Here is a 20240-nt window from a genome sequence, read left to right on the forward strand (position 1 = left end):
TTCACCTCTCTATTATTTTTTGGAAGGAAAAAGCGTAGGAAAATACCTACGCTTTCGTTCCTACTTCGTTAACATACGAGAAATTACAAGCCTCTGAATCTCTTGTGTTCCTTCATATATTTGTGTAATCTTTGCATCTCGCATATAACGCTCTACTGGATAATCTTTCGTATAACCGTAACCACCAAATACTTGCACCGCTTCAGTCGTCACCTTCATCGCTGTATCTCCTGCAAATACTTTTGACATCGCTGATTCTTTTCCATACGGAAGCCCTTCTGATTCAAGCCAAGCCGCTTGATATGTTAAGAGGCGTGCCGCTTCTACATCTGTTGCCATATCCGCAAGTTTAAAGCCAATCCCTTGCTGCGCCGCAATTGGTTTTCCAAATTGATGGCGCTCCCTTGCATATTCTACAGAAGCATCTAAAGCCCCTTGTGCAATACCAACAGCTTGCGCCGCAATACCGTTACGACCTCCATCTAATGTTTGCATCGCAACTTTAAACCCTTGCCCCTCTTCTCCAAGTAGATTCTCTACAGGAATACGGCAATCTTCAAACATAATTTCAGTCGTTGGTGAAGAGCGAATCCCTAGCTTGCTCTCCTTCTTCCCAACTGAAAATCCCGGTGTATCACTTTCTACAATAAATGCACTCGTACCGCGCTGCTTCGATTCAGGATCAGTTAGCGCAAAAACAACATAAATATCAGCAATACCGCCATTTGTAATGAAAATTTTTGATCCATTTAAAATATAATGATCGCCATCTCTCTTTGCGATTGTCTTCATTCCACCAGCATCCGATCCAGATCCTGGCTCCGTTAAGCCATATGCACCAATTTTCTTCCCTTCAGCCATCGGTCGTAAAAACTTTTGCTTTTGCTCTTCCGTCCCAAATTTAAAAATTGGCCATCCCGCAAGTGAAGTATGCGCGGACAGTGTTACACCTGTTGAAGCACAAACGCGAGATAATTCTTCAATAGCGATTACGTACGCTAAGTAATCGCTTCCAATTCCGCCGTACTCTTCAGGCCATGGAATACCAGTTAAACCAAGCTCTGCCATTTGATCAAATAACTCTCGATCAAATCTCTCTTCTTCATCACGCTCAGCTGCTGTTGGTGCCACTTCATTTTTAGCAAAATCTCGAACCATTTTTCTTATCATTTCATGTTCTTCTGACAATTTAAAATGCATCTCCGTCTCCCCCTCGCCCTTTTATAAAGCACGGCTAATAACAAGTTTCTGTATTTCACTTGTTCCTTCATATATTTGCGTGATTTTCGCATCACGGAAAAATCGTTCTACTGGATAGTCTTTCGTATAACCGTAACCACCAAATACTTGCACCGCCTCAATCGCGACTTCAACCGCTGTCTTAGAAGCAAATAATTTCGCAATAGATGCTTCTTTACCGCATGGTAATCCTTGTGCCCTAAGAGATGCCGCTCTATATACGAGTAACCTTGCTGCCTCGACACTTGTTGCCATATCTGCAAGCTTGAAGCCAATTCCTTGCTGCGCCGCAATGGGCTTCCCGAATTGCTCCCTTTCTTTTGCATAATCAATTGCACAGCCAAGCGCCGCTTCAGCAATTCCTAACGCCTGCGCACCGATTCCAATTCGCCCAACATCTAAATTCGCCATCGCCACCTTGAATCCTTTTCCTTCTTCCCCAAGTAAATTCTCAGCTGGCACTTTCATATCTTCAAAAGTAAGTTGTACTGTACGAGAACCGAGAAGTCCCATCTTATGTTCATCTTTTCCAATGATTAAACCAGATGTATCTTTCTCTACTATAAATGCAGAAATACCACTTTTTCCTGCCTCTGGATTTGTAGAAGCGAATACAATGTATGTACTTGCTTCACCACCATTTGTAATAAACACTTTCGATCCATTAATAATATAATGATCACCTTTTTTCACAGCTCTTGATTTTAAACTCCCTGCATCTGATCCTGCATTTGGCTCTGTTAAAGCAAATGCACCTAAATATTCCCCGGTTGCAAGTTTAGAAACATATTTTTTCTTCTGTTCTTCTGTTCCGAAATATAAAATCGGATTCATTCCAACTGACGTATGTACAGCTAAAATTACACCAACTGTTGCACTTACCTTTGAGATTTCCTCAATTGCTAGAATGTAAGAAATAAAGTCCATTTCTGCCCCGCCGTATTTTGCAGGCGCTGGAATACCCATTAATCCAAGCTCACCCATCTTTTGCAAAATCTCTTTCGGGAACACCCCTTGTTCCATACTAGGAACAAAGGGGGCTATTTCCTTCTGTGCAAAATCACGAACCATTTTCCTCATCATTTGCTGCTCTTCATTAAAACGAAAGTTCATATATTCCGCCTCCATTTGCTATATATCCTTTAAATAATTTGGTAAGACCACTATGTTGTAACAAAGGGGGCATTTATTCGTAAACGTAGAATCCACGACCTGTTTTACGCCCTAACCATCCTGCATTCACATACTTACGTAATAATGGACATGGGCGATATTTACTATCTCCTAATCCTTCATGCAGCACTTCCATAATGTATAAACACGTATCTAAACCGATAAAATCAGCGAGTGTCAAAGGCCCCATCGGATGGTTCATACCAAGCTTCATGACTTCATCAATTGCTTCTTTCGTCGCTACACCTTCATATAACGTATAAATTGCTTCGTTAATCATCGGTAGTAAAATGCGGTTTGATACAAAACCTGGGAAATCATTCACTTCAACTGGTACTTTCCCAATTTTTTTCGTAATATCTTCAATTGCTTCATATACCGCATCATCGGTAGCCAAACCACGAATAATCTCAACAAGCTTCATAACTGGAACTGGATTCATAAAGTGCATACCGATTACTTTTTCCGGACGCTTCGTTACCGCTGCAATTTCTGTAATTGGCAGAGATGACGTATTCGTCGCTAAAATTGCGTGTTCTGGAGCAATTTCATCTAGATTCGCAAAGATTTTCTTTTTAATATCCATTTTCTCAACAGCTGCTTCAATAATAAGATCCGCTTCTTTCACACAATCTAAATCAAGCGTTACTGTAAGACGATTTAATGTCGCTTCCTTCTCTTCTTCCTTCATGCGTCCTTTTTCTACTTGGCGGGCTAAGTTTTTCGTAATGATAGCCAATCCTCTATCTAATTGCTCTTGCTTTAAATCTTGTACCTTCACGTCATATCCTGCCATTGCACATACTTGTGCAATTCCTGACCCCATTTGCCCTGCACCAATTACAACAATGTTTTGTACACCCATTTTTTCTTCCCCCTTAATTGTTAATAAATTTTATACCCTCGAACTTTAATTAGTGAACTTCAATCATCACTGCGTCCCCTTGACCGCCACCGCTACAAATCGAAGCAATTCCAATTCCGCCGCCGCGCTGCTTAAGTGCATGGATTAGTGTAACGATAATGCGCGCTCCGCTTGCTCCAATTGGATGTCCCATCGCTACCGCGCCGCCATTTACATTCAATTTTTCCGGATCAATTCCTGCGATTTCTGTACTTGCAATTGCTACCGCTGCAAATGCTTCATTAATCTCGAATAAATCGATGTCTTCAATTTTCTTGCCTGTTTTTTCAAGCAATGCGTTAATTGCATAACCTGGCGTTCTTGGGAAATCTTTAGATTCCACTGCAATTGCTGTATGCGCCAAAATTGTCGCTAATGGCTTTCTTCCTTCTTGCTTCGCTCTGTCTTCGCTCATTAATACAAGTGCGGCACCACCATCATTTAGTCCCGGCGCATTACCAGCTGTCACCGTCGCTGTCTTATCAAATACAGGTTTTAACTTTGCTAACTTTTCAATCGTTGTATCTTCACGTGGCGCCTCATCCTTTGCAACGACAATAGGATCGCCTTTTCTTTGCGGAATCGTTACTGGCACGATTTCCTCTTCAAAACGCCCTTCTTTATGCGCTGAAACCGCACGCTGATGGCTACGATATGCCCATTCATCTTGCGCTTCGCGAGAAATTCCATCTTCCTTCGCAACTTCTCCACCATAAACGCCCATGTGTGTACCTGAAAATGCGCATGTTAAACCGTCAGCAACGTTTAAATCAACAACTTCGTTATTGCCCATTCTGTATCCCCATCTTGCTCCGCGTAAAATGTAAGGACTGTTACTCATCGACTCCATACCGCCAGCTACAACCAGTGATTGATCGCCAGTACGAATAATCTGATCCGCTAACGTAACCGCACGAAGCCCTGATGCACAAACTTTATTCACTGTTTCCGTCTGCACTTCCCAAGGGATTCCAGCAGCCCTCGCAGCTTGGCGCGATGGAATTTGTCCCTGCCCACCTTGAATAACCGTTCCAAATATAACTTCTTCAACATCACTAGCCGCAACATTTGCTCTTTCAAGCGCTGCTTTAATTGCAATTCCTCCAAGTTCCGTCGCTTTTACATCTTTTAAAGATCCTCCAAATTTTCCAACTGGTGTTCTTGCAGCACTTAAAATAACTGTTTTACTCATGTTTCTTTCCCCCATTTCATTTTTTAACACTGAGCGCTCGCTCGGTATCCCTACGTTGAGAAGAGGTGCAATCATTGCACCTCTTTCTAAAGTTGTATACATTCTTACAAACTACATCGCTTCTTTTTTCTGTCCGATAACAGATCGTTCTAAAATCTCTGTCACATCAAGAGTTTGAACCTTCTCTTCTACCTCTTTCGCTTTCGTTCCATCACTGATCATCGTTAAGCAATATGGACAACCTGTACCGATAATGGATGGCTGTACAGCTAATGCTTGTTCTGTACGAGCAACGTTAATACGTGAACCTGTTGTTTCTTCCATCCACATTAAGCCACCACCTGCGCCACAGCACATTCCCGTTTCACGGTTACGTGCCATTTCTACAAGATTCACTCCAGGAATCGCTTTCAAAATGTCACGTGGCGCTTCATACACTTCGTTGTATCTTCCTAAATAACAGGAATCATGGTACGTAACTGTTTCTTCAATAGCGTGAACAGGCTTTAAGCGCCCTTCTTTCACCCACTGAGCTAACAATTCTGTATGATGATAGACTTCTGCTTGCAAGCCAAAGTCCGGATACTCATTTTTAAATGTGTTATAAGCATGAGGATCAATCGTAACGATTTTCTTCACTCCTGCCTTTTCAAATTCTTCGATATTCTTTGTCGCCATCTCTTGGAATACAAATTCATTTCCAAGGCGGCGTGGTGTATCTCCAGAATTCTTTTCTTTATTACCGAGAATTGCGAACGAAATGCCTGCTTCGTTCATTAACTTCGCAAACGATATCGCAATCTTCTGACTACGATTGTCGTATGATCCCATTGAACCAACCCAGAATAAATACTCGAATTCCTCCCCAGCTTTTGATTTTTCTTTTACAGTTGGAACTGTTACTTCGTCATCACCTTGGCGCCATGTTTCACGCTCTTTACGGTTCAGCCCCCACGGATTTCCTTGACGCTCGATATTTGTCATCGCGCGTTGTGCTTCCGCGTCCATTTTCCCTTCAGTTAAGACGAGATATCGACGTAAATCAATAATTTTATCAACATGCTCATTCATAACTGGGCATTGATCTTCACAGTTACGACACGTTGTACATGCCCAAATCTCTTCTTCTGTAATAACATCTCCGATTAAACTCGGATCGTAAGCGAGCGTTGTAGACGCTGATTCTTGTTGTCCTTTTCCAGCTGCCATCATCGCTAACTGATTTCCTTGTGTATTATTGAAGGCAACTACTGGAACCCACGGTGCTTTTGATGTTACCGCAGCTCCTTTATCAGTTAAATGATCGCGAAGTTTTAAAATTAAGTCCATCGGCGATAACATTTTTCCTGTTCCTGTTGCCGGACACATATTTGTACAACGGCCACACTCTACACAAGCGTATAAGTCAATAAGTTGATTTTGTCTAAAGTCTTCAATTTTACCAACACCAAATGTTTCTTGCGTTTCATCTTCAAAATCAATCTTTTCAAGCTTCCCTGGGTTTGAAAGACGACCGAAGAATACATTAGCTGGTCCTGCAATTAAATGCGCATGTTTTGATTGTGGAACATACACTAAAAACGTTAACAAAATTAGTAAATGCACCCACCAAGAAAAATAGAACACTGAAATGGCTACGGTTTCATTTACCCCGCTAAAAACGTAAGCGATTGCAGAAGCAATTGGTTCACTCCATGAAAGCTCCTCGCCATGCCATATAAGTCCCATACCGTTACCAAGTAGCACAGAAATCATTAAACCACCGATAAAGATAAGAACAAGACCTGATTTGAAGTTACGTTTTAAACGAACAAGCTTTTCTACATAACGTCTATGAAAAGCCCAAAATACTGCAATTAAAATAACAAGTGTGACAATTTCCTGGAAGAATGTAAATGCAGGGTATAGTGGTCCAAGTGGAAGATGTGATCCTGGTGCGAGTCCTTTCCAAACGAAGTCAATTGCTCCAAATTGGACAAGAATAAATCCGTAAAAGAACATAACGTGAATGATGCCGCTTTTCTTATCTTTCAGCAGCTTTTTCTGACCGAAAACATTGACCTTAAGGAGATCCCAACGCTCTTTAAAACGACGGTCAAACTCAATTTTTTTTCCTAATTGTATGTAGGCCATTCTCGTCCGTATAAGATATACAAACAAATATCCTGCATAAGCAATAACAGCAATGGCAGCCAGCCAATTAATAATCAGTAAGCTATTCATTTTTATGCTACCCCTCTCTTTGTAAGCCCTCTTTCTTTTTGAATCTTCAAAAATATATAATTTTCTGAATTATATCCCCTATCCCCATTATATAATGAGTGAGCATTCAGTCAACAGTTTTTTGTTATAGAACAACACATTTTTTCATAAAGCTGTTTATTTCGGTGAAACTATAAAGTGAAACTTTAATCAGTAGGGGCGGTTCTTCCCCCGCTGATTATTAGTTGAACCAATCGGGCTTTTACGGGCAGTTGATTTCCAAACTAACTTCTACTTATTCAACAGTTTTTGAGGTGTGAGGCTTATTGCCCTTTAAAGCGGGATAAAGTGCAACTTTCATCAATGCAACATACTATCCTCTGATGAACTTTATAATAACAACCGTGCTACCCGTATCATTTGTAACACACTGAAGGTGAAAAGAATGCGAAGGAGGGAATTCACTGATGCTCTACTTATCTCTTTTGTTAATATCCGTTGCTCTTTGGATTACAATTGACCTTTCATACGGGAGACTTCTTCATTTAAAACGGGTAAGCTCTCGCACTTTCCCTTTACGTCAAAGTGATTTTCGCCTTTATACATACGGGAAAGATTTATATGACGCTTTATTTACTGACATAAAACAAGCACAGCACCACATTCATATTTTATTCTTCATTGTAAAAACCGATAAAATCAGTCGTGAATTTTTAAAATTGTTGATTGATAAGGCTCAGGAAGGAATTGAAGTACGACTTTTACTTGATCGATTTGGCAGCCATTCTTTATCAAACGAAGCTATTCGCTCCCTGCAAAAACATGGTGTATCTTTTTCATTTTGTCATAAGGTAAAATTTCCTCTTCCTTTCTTTTCTGCCAATCAAAGAAATCATAGAAAAATTACAGTGATTGATGGGAAAACCGGCTATATCGGGGGATTTAATATTGGCGAAGAGTATCTAGGGCATAATGAACACTTAGGATTATGGCGAGACTATCATTTACGTCTTACAGGAGAAGGGGTTCAAGATTTACAAAAGCAATTTTTGCATGATTGGTTTGATGATACGAAACAGAATTTATTGGATGCTTCTCTTTATTTTCCAAAACAACAACCAGGTACCATCCTGCATCAATTTATTCCGACTGATGGTGCTTATTTACAGCATACTTTTTTACATTTAATTAACGGAGCAAAAAAAGAAATCTGTATCGGTACGCCATATTTCATTCCTGGAAAAAAAATTATGAATGCCTTATTAAAAGCAAGAGAAAGAGGGGTTCAAATCACAATTCTTGTTCCAGAAAAAGCTGATCACCCTCTCGTTCGGGAAGCAAAATTCCCGTACTGCCGAAAATTAATACAGGCTGGTTGCAATATTTATGCATTTCAACAAGGGTTTTTTCACGCCAAAATTATTATAGTGGACGATGATATTTGTGATATTGGAACGGCAAACTTTGATATGAGAAGTTTATATATTAATCATGAAATAAACTGCCTGTTATATAATAAACATTTCATTCAAACAGTAAAAAATAAATTTCATGAAGATCTAGAGAATGCATCCGTACTTTCCTATAGCGATGTAAACCCGCCTTCTCTTATCGATAGAGGAAAGGAATGGATTGGAACAATGCTTGCTTTCTTTTTATAGGAAAGACAATGAATAAAAGAGGTGTATCTCATATGATTATACGGTTTGGATATGTCTCACATGCAATGGCACTCTGGGACTGTTCTCCTGCCAAAACAATGACGTTTACAAGCTTTAAGAAACTTAGCAAGCAAGAACGAGAAGACAAACTGTACCATGTTATAAGGCAAAATTTAGAGCACACAATACGTATCCTTCATTACAATATAGCACATGAAATCCCACTATATCGCCTATCGTCTTCCATCGTCCCACTTGCAACACATCCCGAAGTCGAGTTTGACTATATTGGGTTATTCACACCACTTTGGCATAAAATAGGGGCTTTAATTAAAGAACACAATTTACGAATAAGTTTTCATCCAAATCAATTTACGCTATTTACAAGCGACAAGCCACATATTACTACTAACGCTATTACGGATATGACTTACCATTATAAAATATTGGATGCTATAGGCATTGCAGATTCTTCTTACATTAATATTCATGTAGGTGGAGCCTATGGAAATAAAGAAAAGGCAATTGAGCGCTTCCATGAAAACATAAAAAAACTTCCTACACATATAAAAAAACAAATGACTCTTGAAAATGATGATAAAACCTATACAACCGCTGAAACTTTATCAATTTGCCAAAAAGAAAATATTCCATTTGTATTTGATTATCATCATCATATGGCCAACCTTTGCGAGGAACCACTAGAAGAGTTGCTTCCTGCAATTTTTGAAACTTGGTCACATACAAATATCTCTCCTAAAGTTCACATTTCCTCCCCGAGATCGGAAAAAGAATTTAGGGCTCATGCTGAATATATCGATTTAGAGTTTATTAAGCCTTTCTTACACATTGCAAAAAAAAATAATCATAATTTCGATATTATGATTGAAAGTAAACAAAAAGACTTAGCACTATTCCAATTAATAGATGAACTTTCTGCTATAAGAGGAATTAAAAGAATAAGTGGTGCAATGTTACAGTGGTAAATTGTAACTTTGCACCATTTTTTCAAAAAAGTAATTTTTATAGTAAAAAATATTCTATTTTATATGCTATTATTTAAATTAGCATTTTCTCCCCGAGATTCAACTTTATTGAAACGGAGTCATAATATGATTAATCAAAAAAAGTATATACAATCTGTCATAATATACATATTTATATTTGCTCTTTGGATATTCCTTATACCAAGTGAGTCGAATATAAAAGAAATCGGGATTCTTTTCTTATTCTGTTTCGCTGCACTTTTTTCTTGCTATTGCTTATGTAAAGCGATTAGAAAAATGACGCCTGGTGATAAATTATTTTGGATTTTATTATTATGTACTTGTCTATGCGGGTTAGCTATGGAGATAACTTTATTTCTTCCTTCACTTTCTATTCATAAGCAAGTTATATTCTCATATAAAGCATTACCTTTTTTTATCATACAATATGTTTTACTCTTTGTTGGATTTGCTATAAAGTTTATAAAAATTTACTCTATTAAGGGTCTTGCTCAATTTTCATTCGATAGCATATTTATTGTTATTATGAACATTTATTTCACTTTAACTTTTATCTTGGACCTTTCAAGCTTCCGTATGCTAACAAAGGAAACTTGGATTTTAATTGGCTATTTTATTGCACAATCATTAGTAATTTACGCCGTTATTAGTCTATATAGAAGAGAACAATATTCTTCTAGTAGAATCGCATTAATTATCGGTTTCACTATTATACTCGTATACGGTTACATTCATCTGTTTCAATTAAATTTTGGGATGAAAACTTCTCCTGAATTTAATTATTTAATACACACTGCTTCTATTTTATTAATTGGACTTTCTTCCATACTATATATCTTGGATAAACCAATGCAACATGAAACGAAAGCAAAATATTATCGATTCGATTATGTACGTTTTATACTACCTTATTTTAGTATAATTATTACTTTTTCCTTTATTATCATTCAACCTTGGGATGATAAATTTATGTTAATTGGTCTCGTATTATCACTTATTTTGTTATTCTTGCGGCAACTTTACATGTGGAAAGATAATCAAGCACTAATCCTTACATACGAACAGTTGACTACACAACTAGAGGACGAAGTTGAAGAAGGTGCATTTGCATTATCAAAAAGTGAACAACGCTATAAATCTTTATTCGAAGATCATCCCGATGCCGTTTTCTCTTTAAATATGAATGGCATTTTTCAACAATCTAATAAGGCTTGCGAAAGCTTATTTACTGCCTATTATTGCGAAGTGGCAAGCTATTCTCTGGTACACTTCATTGATTCAAAAGACCACGAACTACTAAAGAAGGCTTTACAAATTACAAAGGAAGGTAGGCCACAAACGTTAGAAGTTCGTACAAAAGAACAAGAAGGCTATTATTATTATCTTCATATTACACTTATCCCTACTTTTATAAACAAAGAAGTGGTCGGAATGTTTGGGATAGCGCGTGATATTACCACTTTATACGAAAAACAAAAACAAGTAGAGCATTTAGCCTTTCACGATGCACTTACTGGATTACCAAATCGCCGAAAGTTCGAAAAAGATTTAAAAGCCATTTTAAATACAGCTCAAACTAACGCAAATGATGTCGCCGTCATATTCCTTGATTTAGATCGATTTAAAAAAATTAACGATAGACTTGGTCATGACGTCGGAGATTTATTATTAATTGAAGTAGCAAAAAGATTACGCGGTTGCTTGCGTTCAAAAGATATCGTCGCTCGCCAAGGTGGAGATGAGTTTACAATTCTATTACCAGAAATGTACTCAGAAAAAAGTGCAATTTTTATAGCTGAACAGATTTTAACTATTTTAAACAAACCATTCTTCATTCAAGGCGAAGAACTCTCTATTACACCAAGTATCGGAATTGCGATGTACCCTGATTATGGAACTGATGTAAATGAATTAATGAAAAATGCTGATATGGCTATGTACCGTGCGAAAGCAAATGGAAAAAACAGATTTGTTTTCTTCTCAAAAGAAATGAGTATCGCTCAAAATGAAATTCAATTCTTAGAAGGTGAACTTTCAAAAGCATTACAACAAAATGAATTTTTCCTTGAATACCAACCACAAGTAAGCACAAAAACAAAACAAATTATCGGTTTTGAAGCATTAATACGTTGGAAGCATCCAAAACTCGGTATCGTATCTCCTGCCCAATTTATCCCTCTAGCAGAGGAAACTGGTTTTATTATTGAACTTGGCAATTGGATTTTACGTACTGCCTGTTTAGAGGCAAAAAGATGGCATAATCAAGGTTTTTCTCACTTAAAAGTTGGTGTAAATTTATCTGTTGTTCAATTTAACCATGCAGATTTAATCCCAACTATTTCAAAGGTGTTGGAAGAAACAGAACTAAAACCAGAAGCACTAGATATTGAAATTACGGAAAGCATCGCGATTAATCAAAATCAATCTGTAGTTGCAAAACTAGAACAACTTCAAAATCTCGGTATTCAAATTTCAATCGACGACTTTGGAACTGGTTATAGTTCTTTAGCTTATTTAACAAAATATCCAATCAACACATTAAAAATCGCTCGAGAGTTTATTTGTGGAATTACAACTAGCCCTTTAGAAGAAGCAATTGTCTCTTCCATTATTACACTATCAAAAGAACTAAATTTAAAAGTGATTGCAGAAGGTGTAGAAACGGAAGAAGAATGGGAATTTTTACATAAACAAAATTGTGATCACATTCAAGGATTCTTTATTAGCAAACCTGTTTCTAGTAAAGATGTTTGGATGTTACTCCATAAAAAAACAACCGTCTAAGTAAGACGGTTGTTTTTTTAAAACTCAAAAGGCATATCTGAAGCTAATTGTACCTCTTGATTATCATGAGAAATTACTTTGCTTTTCTCTAAAGCTGTATCCGCTAATGAAATACCCCATGTCATTGCTAACGTTAATAGACTACCGATAAGTAGTTTCTTCATATTCCATCACCCACATTTTTTCTTTTAATATATCATGAAAATTTATCCATATATTATGCAATTATGCATATTTAGTTTTTGCGTTATTTTATTTCTTCATTTTTTTCATAAATTTTTCTTTATACGTATGCATTTCTAATATATCAAAAAAGAAATAAGCTTTTTCATAAGCCTCTTCACTCTCTGTCTCATCATAGCCTAGCTTTTCTAAGCATTCACCTTTTTGATAGTATAGTTGCCCAATCAATGCCATACTATTAATTCGACAAGATATTTCAATAGCTTTATTTATTTGATAAAGAGCCTCTTCATATTGATTATCTAAGTATAATGTTTTCGCATAATTATGTCTTACCTTCACATCAAACTCTTTATTTTCAGGTAATGCCTCTAATTGCTTTAATATACCTTCAAATAACTCCATACCTTTCTTAAAATAACCATTTTCAGCATAAATATTTGCAATTGCATTCTCTATATAAAGATTTTGGTACACATCAATCCCAGTTAATTGTTGATTTAACAATTTTTTTAATTCTAAAATACAATATTCATAATCAATTTTCTTCAATACATACGCTGCTACATGATATTGCCATTGAAGAAATTGCTGAAACTCAGGATGATATTCTTCCTTTTTCAACTCATTCCATACTTTATTATAAATTTCTTTATATTTCTTTTGCTTACAAAGCATAATGATTTGATCTTTTAACTGCTTTTTCCTCTCAATATCGGAATAAATGAGTACCTCATAAAAATGAATAATGGGAACTTGTAACTTTGCTGCAATACCTTGCAATATATCCATACTTGGGTATACCGCACCCGATTCAATTCTGCTCACTTCCGATTGATGACATATGTTCTCGGATAACTGTTTTTGTGTTAATCCTCTCAACACTCTAATTTTCTTAATTTCACTTCCTAATTTCTCTGCGTGCATACTTACTCACCATCCCATTATAACAATCTAATTTGTTAAGTTGTCATACCACTACAATAATGTGAATTCGACAATTTTTGATATGAAATAATGCATAATATATATAAAATTCGGCAAATTTTTCATACAATTCATCTCACATACAATAATAGATTAGGAGTGTTATAGATGAATTATAGAAAACTTGCTAGTGCTTTCGTTACATTCGGTCTTCTTTGCCCTTTATCAACAGAAGCTATTCATGCTCAAGAATTAGACAAAAGTGTAGTCAAAGTTGAAATTGCTCAGCCTGGTTTAACAATCGGGAAATTAACACAACCTCAAAATGATACGAAAGAAAATATTGCTAAAAAGTATTTAAAAGGTGAGGTAAATGGGGCGAAAGCTCAACAAGAACAAGTCACTACTGAAAAAAATGTAGATTTCCAACCTACAAATAAAGAAACCAAAGAAAATCAAACCGAAGTTCGCCTTGCACAAACATATAAAAACTATAAAGTATATGGCCAAGATCTCATTGTAAAAGTAGATAAAAATGGAGTAATCACAACTGTTAGTGGTAAAGTTGTTCAAAATTTAAATCAACAACCTAATCTTACTATAACAAATTTTTTGTCGAAAAATGAAGTAAAATCTAAATTACGCGATATAGTTCAAATTCCAAGTGATGCAGTTGAGACAGAATTCTCTAACGAAACCGTTGTTTATAAGAAAAAAGATGGCTATTATACATTCGCAACTGTTATTACATTTACTTATGAAAACAATGAACAAATTATAAACGGCAATGCTATCGTTGATTTAAAAACTGGCGAAGTACTTTTTCAAGAAAAATTCATTAAAAACAAAGAGAATAAGACTATAAATCAAGTAACATCACCTAGATTATCCCCTGCAAGTGAGCAAGGAACTGGGAAAAATGCACTTCAAGAAAACATCTCTTTCAATATTGCCAAAGGAACTGATGGAAAATTTTATTTAGCGGATTTATCACGCGGAAATGGTATTTATATTTATAATGCAAACTACGCTGATTCCCTCGGGGGATATAGTCAAGCTGGTTATCCAGGGACACTAATTTCAAGTAGTACTCCTAGTTTTGCAGATAAAGAAGCCGCGGGCGCTATGAAGAACATGAGTGATATTTACGATTACTTTAAGAAAGAACATAATCTAAAAAGTTACGACAATAAAGATTCAAAAGTTGTTGCTAGTGTACACGGTTTTGATTCTACTGAAGTTAGTGATGGTGTAAAAGAAGACTATGTAAATGCATTTTGGCATCCCGCTTGGAACCAAATGGTATTTGGTGATGGTTTAGACGGAAAACTAACATCCGCTCTTGATGTAACAGCTCATGAATTTGGACATGCTGTATTTAGTGGCACGACGAAAAATAAAGTCGTGAGATATCCAAGTGCTGAAACATCTGCACTAAACGAGGGATTAGCGGATTTCTGGGGTACACAAATCGAATATTACGTAAAGAAAGATAAAGGAAACTGGATTATGGGCGATACATTAGGTGGCCTAACAATTCGTGATATCCCAAGGGAAATTGGTGACGGCGGTCATAAACTATATACAAATTTACAAGATTTCTATAACGATGGTAATAATCAAGAATCACACGTGAATTCTGGTATTATCAGTCACGTATTATATCAATTAGCTGAAGGTAAAACATATAACGGTATTGCTGTCCAAAAACAAGGCAATGAAAAAGTCAGTAAAGTTGTTATGCGTGCATTGCAAAATTATGCAACTTCCGCTGAAGACTTTGAATCACTTCAATCTCACATCGTACAAGCTGCAAAAGATTTATATGGCACTGCCGTATCAAATGAATTTGCAAAGGCATTTGAAGCACACGGTTACAAACCGTTACAAAAAATAAATAAAGTAATAGCGGTACAATAATAAAAAAAGAAGTTTACCAATCATAGGTAAACTTCTTTTCATATCCATCCCTTTTCTTCCGCAATTGTAATTGCTTCAATTCTATTTTTCGCATCAAGCTTCGCTAATACTTCAGAAATATAATTACGTACTGTACCCGGTGAAAGATAAAGTGCCTTCGCAATTTCGTTTGCTGTCTTTCCTTCTTTCGCAAGCAACAATACTTCCTTTTCGCGATCTGACAACGGATTTTGCTCCTGCCATAAGCCAAACATTAAATCTTGGGAGACCTCTCGTTTCCCCTTCATTACATTACGAATTGCTGCAGCTAAATCTTCACTTGGGCTATCCTTTAATAAATAGCCGTGCACACCAGCTTTCATTGCTCTTTCAAAATATCCCGGCCGTGCAAATGTTGTTAAAATCATTACTTTGCATGATGATTTTTCTTTCTTTAACGCTTCAGCAACATCTAATCCACTTTGAATCGGCATTTCAATATCCATGATACTTATATCCGGTTTTAACGATTCAATTAATTTTAGCGCCTCTTCCCCGTTTGCCGCTTGTCCAATTACCTCGATATCATCTTCTAGATCAAGCAGAGCCCCTAACGCACCACGAAGCATCCGCTGATCTTCTGCAATAATAATTCGGATCATGCCCTCACCTCATCTTTTCCTGTTCTAATAACAACTGGAACTTTTACTGTTAACAACGTCCCTGGATTGATTGTACCTAGTTCAACAAATCCATCAATAAGAGCAATTCGTTCTTTCATGCCGCGAATACCATTTCCATCATGATTTTGATCTGTTAAACCGATTCCGTTATCTTCTACTTTCAAAATCAGCTCACCTTGCGATTCTAATACAGAAACTGCGCACCGCGTCGCCTTACTATGTTTTACAACATTTGTAACGGCCTCACGTAAACACATCCCGACAATATTTTGTTCAATTGGTGATAACGAGCTCGATCTTGCTTCTTGCCTCACTTCTAATTTAATATTAGCTGCTTGTAAGATCGCTTTTATTTGCTCTAGCTCTTCTTCTACCGTAATCATACGCATATCAGAAATTAATTCTCTCAGCTGTTTTAAGGCTGTACGAGACGTTTGTGTAATTTCCTTCGCTTCCGCACTTGCACGCTCTGGATTTTTTACGATTAACTTCTCTACAAGCTGGCTTTTCAAAGTAATAAGAGATAACGTATGCCCTAATGTGTCATGAAGATCTCTTGCAATCCGCTGCCGTTCTTCACGTTTTACTAAGTCTTTAATTTGCTCGTTCGCCTCATCTAATTGATTTCTTAACATCTTTTTCTGATTAAAATTACGCATACCAAATGGCGTAAGAAGCATTAAAATAAACATCGGGACGATATTTACTAAACTTGTTGGTGTTAGTTGATTCATATTTACAAATAAAAATGCTCCAAGCATTATAACTAACGAGCATAACAGCACTCGAAATACTTTCTTATTTGGCGCAAATCCCATCGCACTTGCTGTGAAAAAGCCAAAAAATATCATAAAAGGATTATAAAATAAAGCAAATAAAAAGATGAGTATCATTTGAATGCATGCCCATAAAATAAACGTCTTCTGAACAAAATAAAGCTGACGGTATGTGATAATAAAGAGTATCAACATACCACTCCCTAGCACAAGCTTCCATCCTGATGCTTGTGCTAAGTGATAAATTGGAAATAATAGATAAACAAACCACATGTACGGAAAGAATCCCATATGTTTCGGAAAAATCTCAATCCTCTTCTTCTCTATCATTTATACCGCTTCCTGTCTTTTTCTTATATATATTGATACTACAACAAATATAAGGAAATAACCTCCTAATACCGCGATATTTTCCCATCCAATTGATTTTCCAGCTACAATATCCCACGCACCACTTCCGAAATGGTATGTTGGTGTCCATTCACCAATCGTTCTTAATATTTTGGGGAATACTTCAATCGGCATCCATAACCCGCCAACTATGGCTAAACTCATATTTAAAATATTTGCTAAGCCAGCAGCTGCGTCCGCCTTTTTAATGGAACCTATTACTGTTCCTAACGCTAAAAATGGTGTTACCCCTAACAATAACCATAACCCCGCACCAATCCATTGCCCTACCGTTAACTCAATATGATTAATTAGTATCCCTGCAATAAAGATAACTAATATTGAAAAAGCATTTACTACTGTTTGAGCGATAATTTTTGCTGTTAAATATGCTCCCTCTGGAAGCGGTGTAATTTTTAGAAGATGTGTCCATCCTTGCCCTTTTTCCTGAGAAAGTCTTACACCGAAACTAAAGAGTGCAGTCCCTACAATACTGAAAGTTGCCATCGAAATTAAATAATGTGCTTTCCACGCATCTCCGTTTTGTGGTACTTGAACAACATTTGTGAAAATGTAGTAAAACATAACAGGCATTAATAATGAGAAAAAGATAAATAATTTATTGCGGAATGTACGTAAAATTTCTATTTTGCACTGCATCCATAACGCTCTCATGCGATTTCCTCCTTCTGATTTGCAACGAATTGTTCAAATGCCTCATCAAGACTTCCACGTTCAACTGAAACATCTGTTACAGGTAAACTCCTTTGATAAATGGCTTTTAAAGTTGCATCCGTATCCTCCGTTGTTAAAATGAAGCGTCCTTCGTTTGACTTTACTTCTATTACTTTTGGTAATTCCTTTAGTAATTTTGTAGGAATGCTTTCCTTTGAGTAAAATGTGATTGTTTTTCTCGAAATCGTTGCTTTCATTTCGTCTGGTGTACCATCTGCGATAATCTTTCCGTTCGCAAATAATAAGATACGATTTGCTAAAGCATCTGCTTCTTCTAAATAATGCGTCGTTAAAATAATCGTTTTCCCTTCACTTGCTAACTTTCGAATCGTTTCCCAAAACGTTCTTCGAGACGTAATATCCATTCCGACTGTCGGCTCATCTAAAAATAACAAATCCGGATTTCCCGCAAGTGCAAGCGCAAAGTTTAACCTTCTTTTTTGCCCACCTGATAATTTCTCACATCTTTGCTTTCGCTCTGATTCTAAATTTGATAACTGCAGTAACGTTTCTTTCTCTATAGGATTCGTATAATAACTACGGAATAACTCAATTGCCTCTTCCACCGTAATACTATCAATGACACTTACTTCTTGCAGCATTGCACCGAGGCTATTACGAACATCTCTATGCTTTGGACTCTTTCCAAATATAGAGACCTTACCTTCCGTTGGTTCCTTTAATCCAAGCATCATTGACATCGTCGTTGTTTTCCCCGCACCATTCGGACCAAGCAACGCTACTATTTCCCCTTTATTTACATGAAATGAAACATTATTTACTGCGTTTTTATGTTTAAATGTTTTAGAAACATCATTTACTTCAATAATCTTTTCCATCTCTCCACCCCCGCTGTTTCTTATATTTACATTGTATTCCTTGGAAAACTTAGGAAACAGTATGATGCGTCATGACATCGATATGACAATTGTCATGTATTCTTTATGAGAGGAATCAACCTGCATACCGCAAGCGAGTAGCAGGACGAAAATAAACATGATACAATCGGATAAGATATATATTCGAGGAAGGACAGTGGTTTTCATGATTATTCGTAATGAACAAGATTTAGAAGGCTTACGAAAAATCGGCCGCATCGTTGCGCTTGCACGTGAAGAAATGAAAAAACAAGCGAAGCCAGGTATGACAACGAAAGAGCTTGATTTGATCGGTAAAAAAGTATTAGATGAGCATGGTGCTATTTCTGCACCTGAAAAAGAATATGATTTTCCAGGTGTAACTTGCATTAGTGTAAATGAAGAAGTTGCTCATGGTATTCCAGGAGATCGTGTATTAAAAGAAGGCGACTTAGTAAACGTCGATGTATCTGCTGCACTTGATGGCTATTATGCAGATACAGGCATTTCATTTGTACTTGGAGAAGACGAGGCAAAAGAAAAGCTTTGCCAAGCAGCGGTTGATGCATTTTGGGCAGCAATGAAAAAGGTTAGAGCTGGCTCAAAACAAAATCAAATTGGTCGTGCTGTTTCAAACTTCGCACATAAAAGTGGATACAATGTTATTCAAAACTTAACTGGTCACGGCATTGGTCTTAGCTTACATGAAGCACCAAATCACATTTTAAGTTACTATGACCCAATGGATAATGCGCTTCTAAAAGATGGTCTTGTTATCGCTGTAGAACCGTTCATCTCTATGAAAGCTGATCATATTATTGAACGTGGTGACGATGGTTGGACATTCGTTACACCAGATAAAAGTCTTGTTGCACAATGTGAACATACCGTTGTCGTAACACGCGGTGAACCAATAATCTTAACAGAAATCTAATATAAAAAAACGGTTGTTTTATTCCACATAAAACAGCCGTTTTTTTATTTTTGGGAAAATATGTGAACCATTGTTGAACTCTTTATCATTTAAGTATATAATCTTTAGCGGAGGTTACTTAAGCTTATCTTTACTAAAAAGATATTGTAACTAAGGAGTAAAACACCTTCTTTCTTATTGTTTAAACAGTCTCAAAAATGACCGTAGTAACGTGTTAGTCGAATATTCTGTAATCCTTATATTTATCTAACAATGTAAGAAACTATCATCTTTCAACTTCGGTCCACTAATCGCACAACTCTCTTTAGACAAAATAGATGACTATTTTCAAAGTACATATTGTCTTCATTCTGACCAAAACCAACCCTATCTAGATTTTTATTTCCACATAACTTTAAGGCAAAAATAAGCCTTCACAAAGGGATACACTACATTGGTTAGTATGTATCGTAAAACTTACCTTTATAACCATTCTTTTTTACTAGATATACATGAAAACTATCTCACATATAAAGGTCTGATATCATTCTTTATATCAGTATTTTTTTCGACATTTTTTGTCGAATTGTGTATATTTCCACAGAACTGTGTAAATATACATTTTGTTTTACGTTAAACAATTTTACTTTGAACATAATCTTGTTTGTCTGAGAACGCGTATAGAAACGGAGGGATAACAAAAATAAATAGCTTA

The 20240-nt window shown here is 36.5% G+C and carries 16 protein-coding genes; 5 read left to right on the forward strand and 11 right to left on the reverse strand.

Annotation, left to right across the window (positions count from 1 at the left end):
* Positions 1-60: 60 nt before the first annotated feature.
* The 5 genes from acdA to MHB52_RS27415 form a co-directional block, all read right to left on the reverse strand.
* Positions 61-1200 (reverse strand): acyl-CoA dehydrogenase AcdA, encoded by a 1140-nt coding sequence (gene acdA, locus MHB52_RS27395; protein WP_000545543.1) that lies wholly within the window; start codon positions 1198-1200, stop codon positions 61-63.
* A gap of 21 nt (positions 1201-1221) precedes the next feature.
* Positions 1222-2352: an acyl-CoA dehydrogenase gene (locus MHB52_RS27400; protein WP_061664288.1), complete on the reverse strand. Its 1131-nt coding sequence runs from the start codon at positions 2350-2352 to the stop codon at positions 1222-1224.
* A gap of 73 nt (positions 2353-2425) precedes the next feature.
* The gene (locus MHB52_RS27405; protein WP_000538874.1) at positions 2426-3277 is read right to left on the reverse strand and encodes a 3-hydroxybutyryl-CoA dehydrogenase; all 852 of its coding nucleotides are present in this window, start codon (positions 3275-3277) and stop codon (positions 2426-2428) included.
* A 49-nt stretch (positions 3278-3326) separates the two neighbouring features.
* Positions 3327-4610: an acetyl-CoA C-acetyltransferase gene (locus tag MHB52_RS27410; RefSeq protein WP_002001542.1), complete on the reverse strand. Its 1284-nt coding sequence runs from the start codon at positions 4608-4610 to the stop codon at positions 3327-3329.
* Positions 4611-4619: 9 nt separating this feature from the next.
* Positions 4620-6731: a heterodisulfide reductase-related iron-sulfur binding cluster gene (locus tag MHB52_RS27415; RefSeq protein WP_001086779.1), complete on the reverse strand. Its 2112-nt coding sequence runs from the start codon at positions 6729-6731 to the stop codon at positions 4620-4622.
* Positions 6732-7177: 446 nt separating this feature from the next.
* On the opposite strand from MHB52_RS27415, the gene cls reads away from it, so the two are divergent.
* The 3 genes from cls (at position 7178) to MHB52_RS27430 (ending at position 12162) form a co-directional block, all read left to right on the forward strand.
* The gene (cls, locus tag MHB52_RS27420) at positions 7178-8371 is read left to right on the forward strand and encodes a cardiolipin synthase (RefSeq protein WP_016118947.1); all 1194 of its coding nucleotides are present in this window, start codon (positions 7178-7180) and stop codon (positions 8369-8371) included.
* A gap of 32 nt (positions 8372-8403) precedes the next feature.
* Positions 8404-9357, forward strand: coding sequence for a UV DNA damage repair endonuclease UvsE (gene uvsE / locus MHB52_RS27425; protein WP_016118948.1), 954 nt, complete (start codon positions 8404-8406; stop codon positions 9355-9357).
* 126 nt (positions 9358-9483) lie between these two features.
* Positions 9484-12162, forward strand: coding sequence for a DUF4084 domain-containing protein (locus MHB52_RS27430; protein ID WP_061664287.1), 2679 nt, complete (start codon positions 9484-9486; stop codon positions 12160-12162).
* A gap of 17 nt (positions 12163-12179) precedes the next feature.
* On the opposite strand, the gene MHB52_RS27435 is transcribed toward MHB52_RS27430, so the two are convergent.
* The gene (locus MHB52_RS27435; RefSeq protein ID WP_000734743.1) at positions 12180-12326 is read right to left on the reverse strand and encodes a quorum-sensing peptide PapR; all 147 of its coding nucleotides are present in this window, start codon (positions 12324-12326) and stop codon (positions 12180-12182) included.
* 88 nt (positions 12327-12414) lie between these two features.
* Entirely contained in the window at positions 12415-13272 is an 858-nt protein-coding gene (locus MHB52_RS27440; RefSeq protein ID WP_000542906.1) for a helix-turn-helix domain-containing protein, read from the reverse strand.
* Between the two features lie 168 nt (positions 13273-13440).
* Here MHB52_RS27440 and MHB52_RS27445 point away from each other — a divergent pair, with 168 nt between their 5' ends.
* Complete coding sequence (locus MHB52_RS27445) at positions 13441-15192, forward strand: M4 family metallopeptidase (protein WP_001109514.1); 1752 nt, start codon at positions 13441-13443, stop codon at positions 15190-15192.
* Positions 15193-15230: 38 nt separating this feature from the next.
* Here MHB52_RS27445 and MHB52_RS27450 read toward each other — a convergent pair whose 3' ends face one another.
* From MHB52_RS27450 to MHB52_RS27465, 4 genes are read right to left on the reverse strand one after another with little or no spacing between them, the layout of a single operon-like run.
* Positions 15231-15833: a response regulator transcription factor gene (locus MHB52_RS27450; RefSeq protein ID WP_000619244.1), complete on the reverse strand. Its 603-nt coding sequence runs from the start codon at positions 15831-15833 to the stop codon at positions 15231-15233.
* The gene (locus tag MHB52_RS27455) at positions 15830-16960 is read right to left on the reverse strand and encodes a sensor histidine kinase (protein WP_000570612.1); all 1131 of its coding nucleotides are present in this window, start codon (positions 16958-16960) and stop codon (positions 15830-15832) included. Before MHB52_RS27455 ends, MHB52_RS27450 begins: the two co-directional genes overlap by 4 nt.
* On the reverse strand, positions 16961-17695 hold the full coding sequence (locus MHB52_RS27460) for an ABC transporter permease (protein ID WP_061664286.1): 735 nt from the start codon (positions 17693-17695) through the stop codon (positions 16961-16963).
* Complete coding sequence (locus MHB52_RS27465) at positions 17692-18594, reverse strand: ABC transporter ATP-binding protein (protein WP_000411113.1); 903 nt, start codon at positions 18592-18594, stop codon at positions 17692-17694. The genes MHB52_RS27460 and MHB52_RS27465 overlap by 4 nt, the downstream gene beginning before the upstream one ends.
* 157 nt (positions 18595-18751) lie before the next feature.
* Between MHB52_RS27465 and map the strand changes: the two genes are divergently transcribed.
* Entirely contained in the window at positions 18752-19546 is a 795-nt protein-coding gene (gene map, locus MHB52_RS27470) for a type I methionyl aminopeptidase (RefSeq protein WP_003313889.1), read from the forward strand.
* The last annotated feature ends 694 nt before the right edge of the window (positions 19547-20240 follow it).

This window comes from Bacillus sp. FSL K6-0073 (genome assembly GCF_038006085.1).
Classification (GTDB): Bacteria; Bacillota; Bacilli; order Bacillales; family Bacillaceae_G; genus Bacillus_A; species Bacillus_A cereus.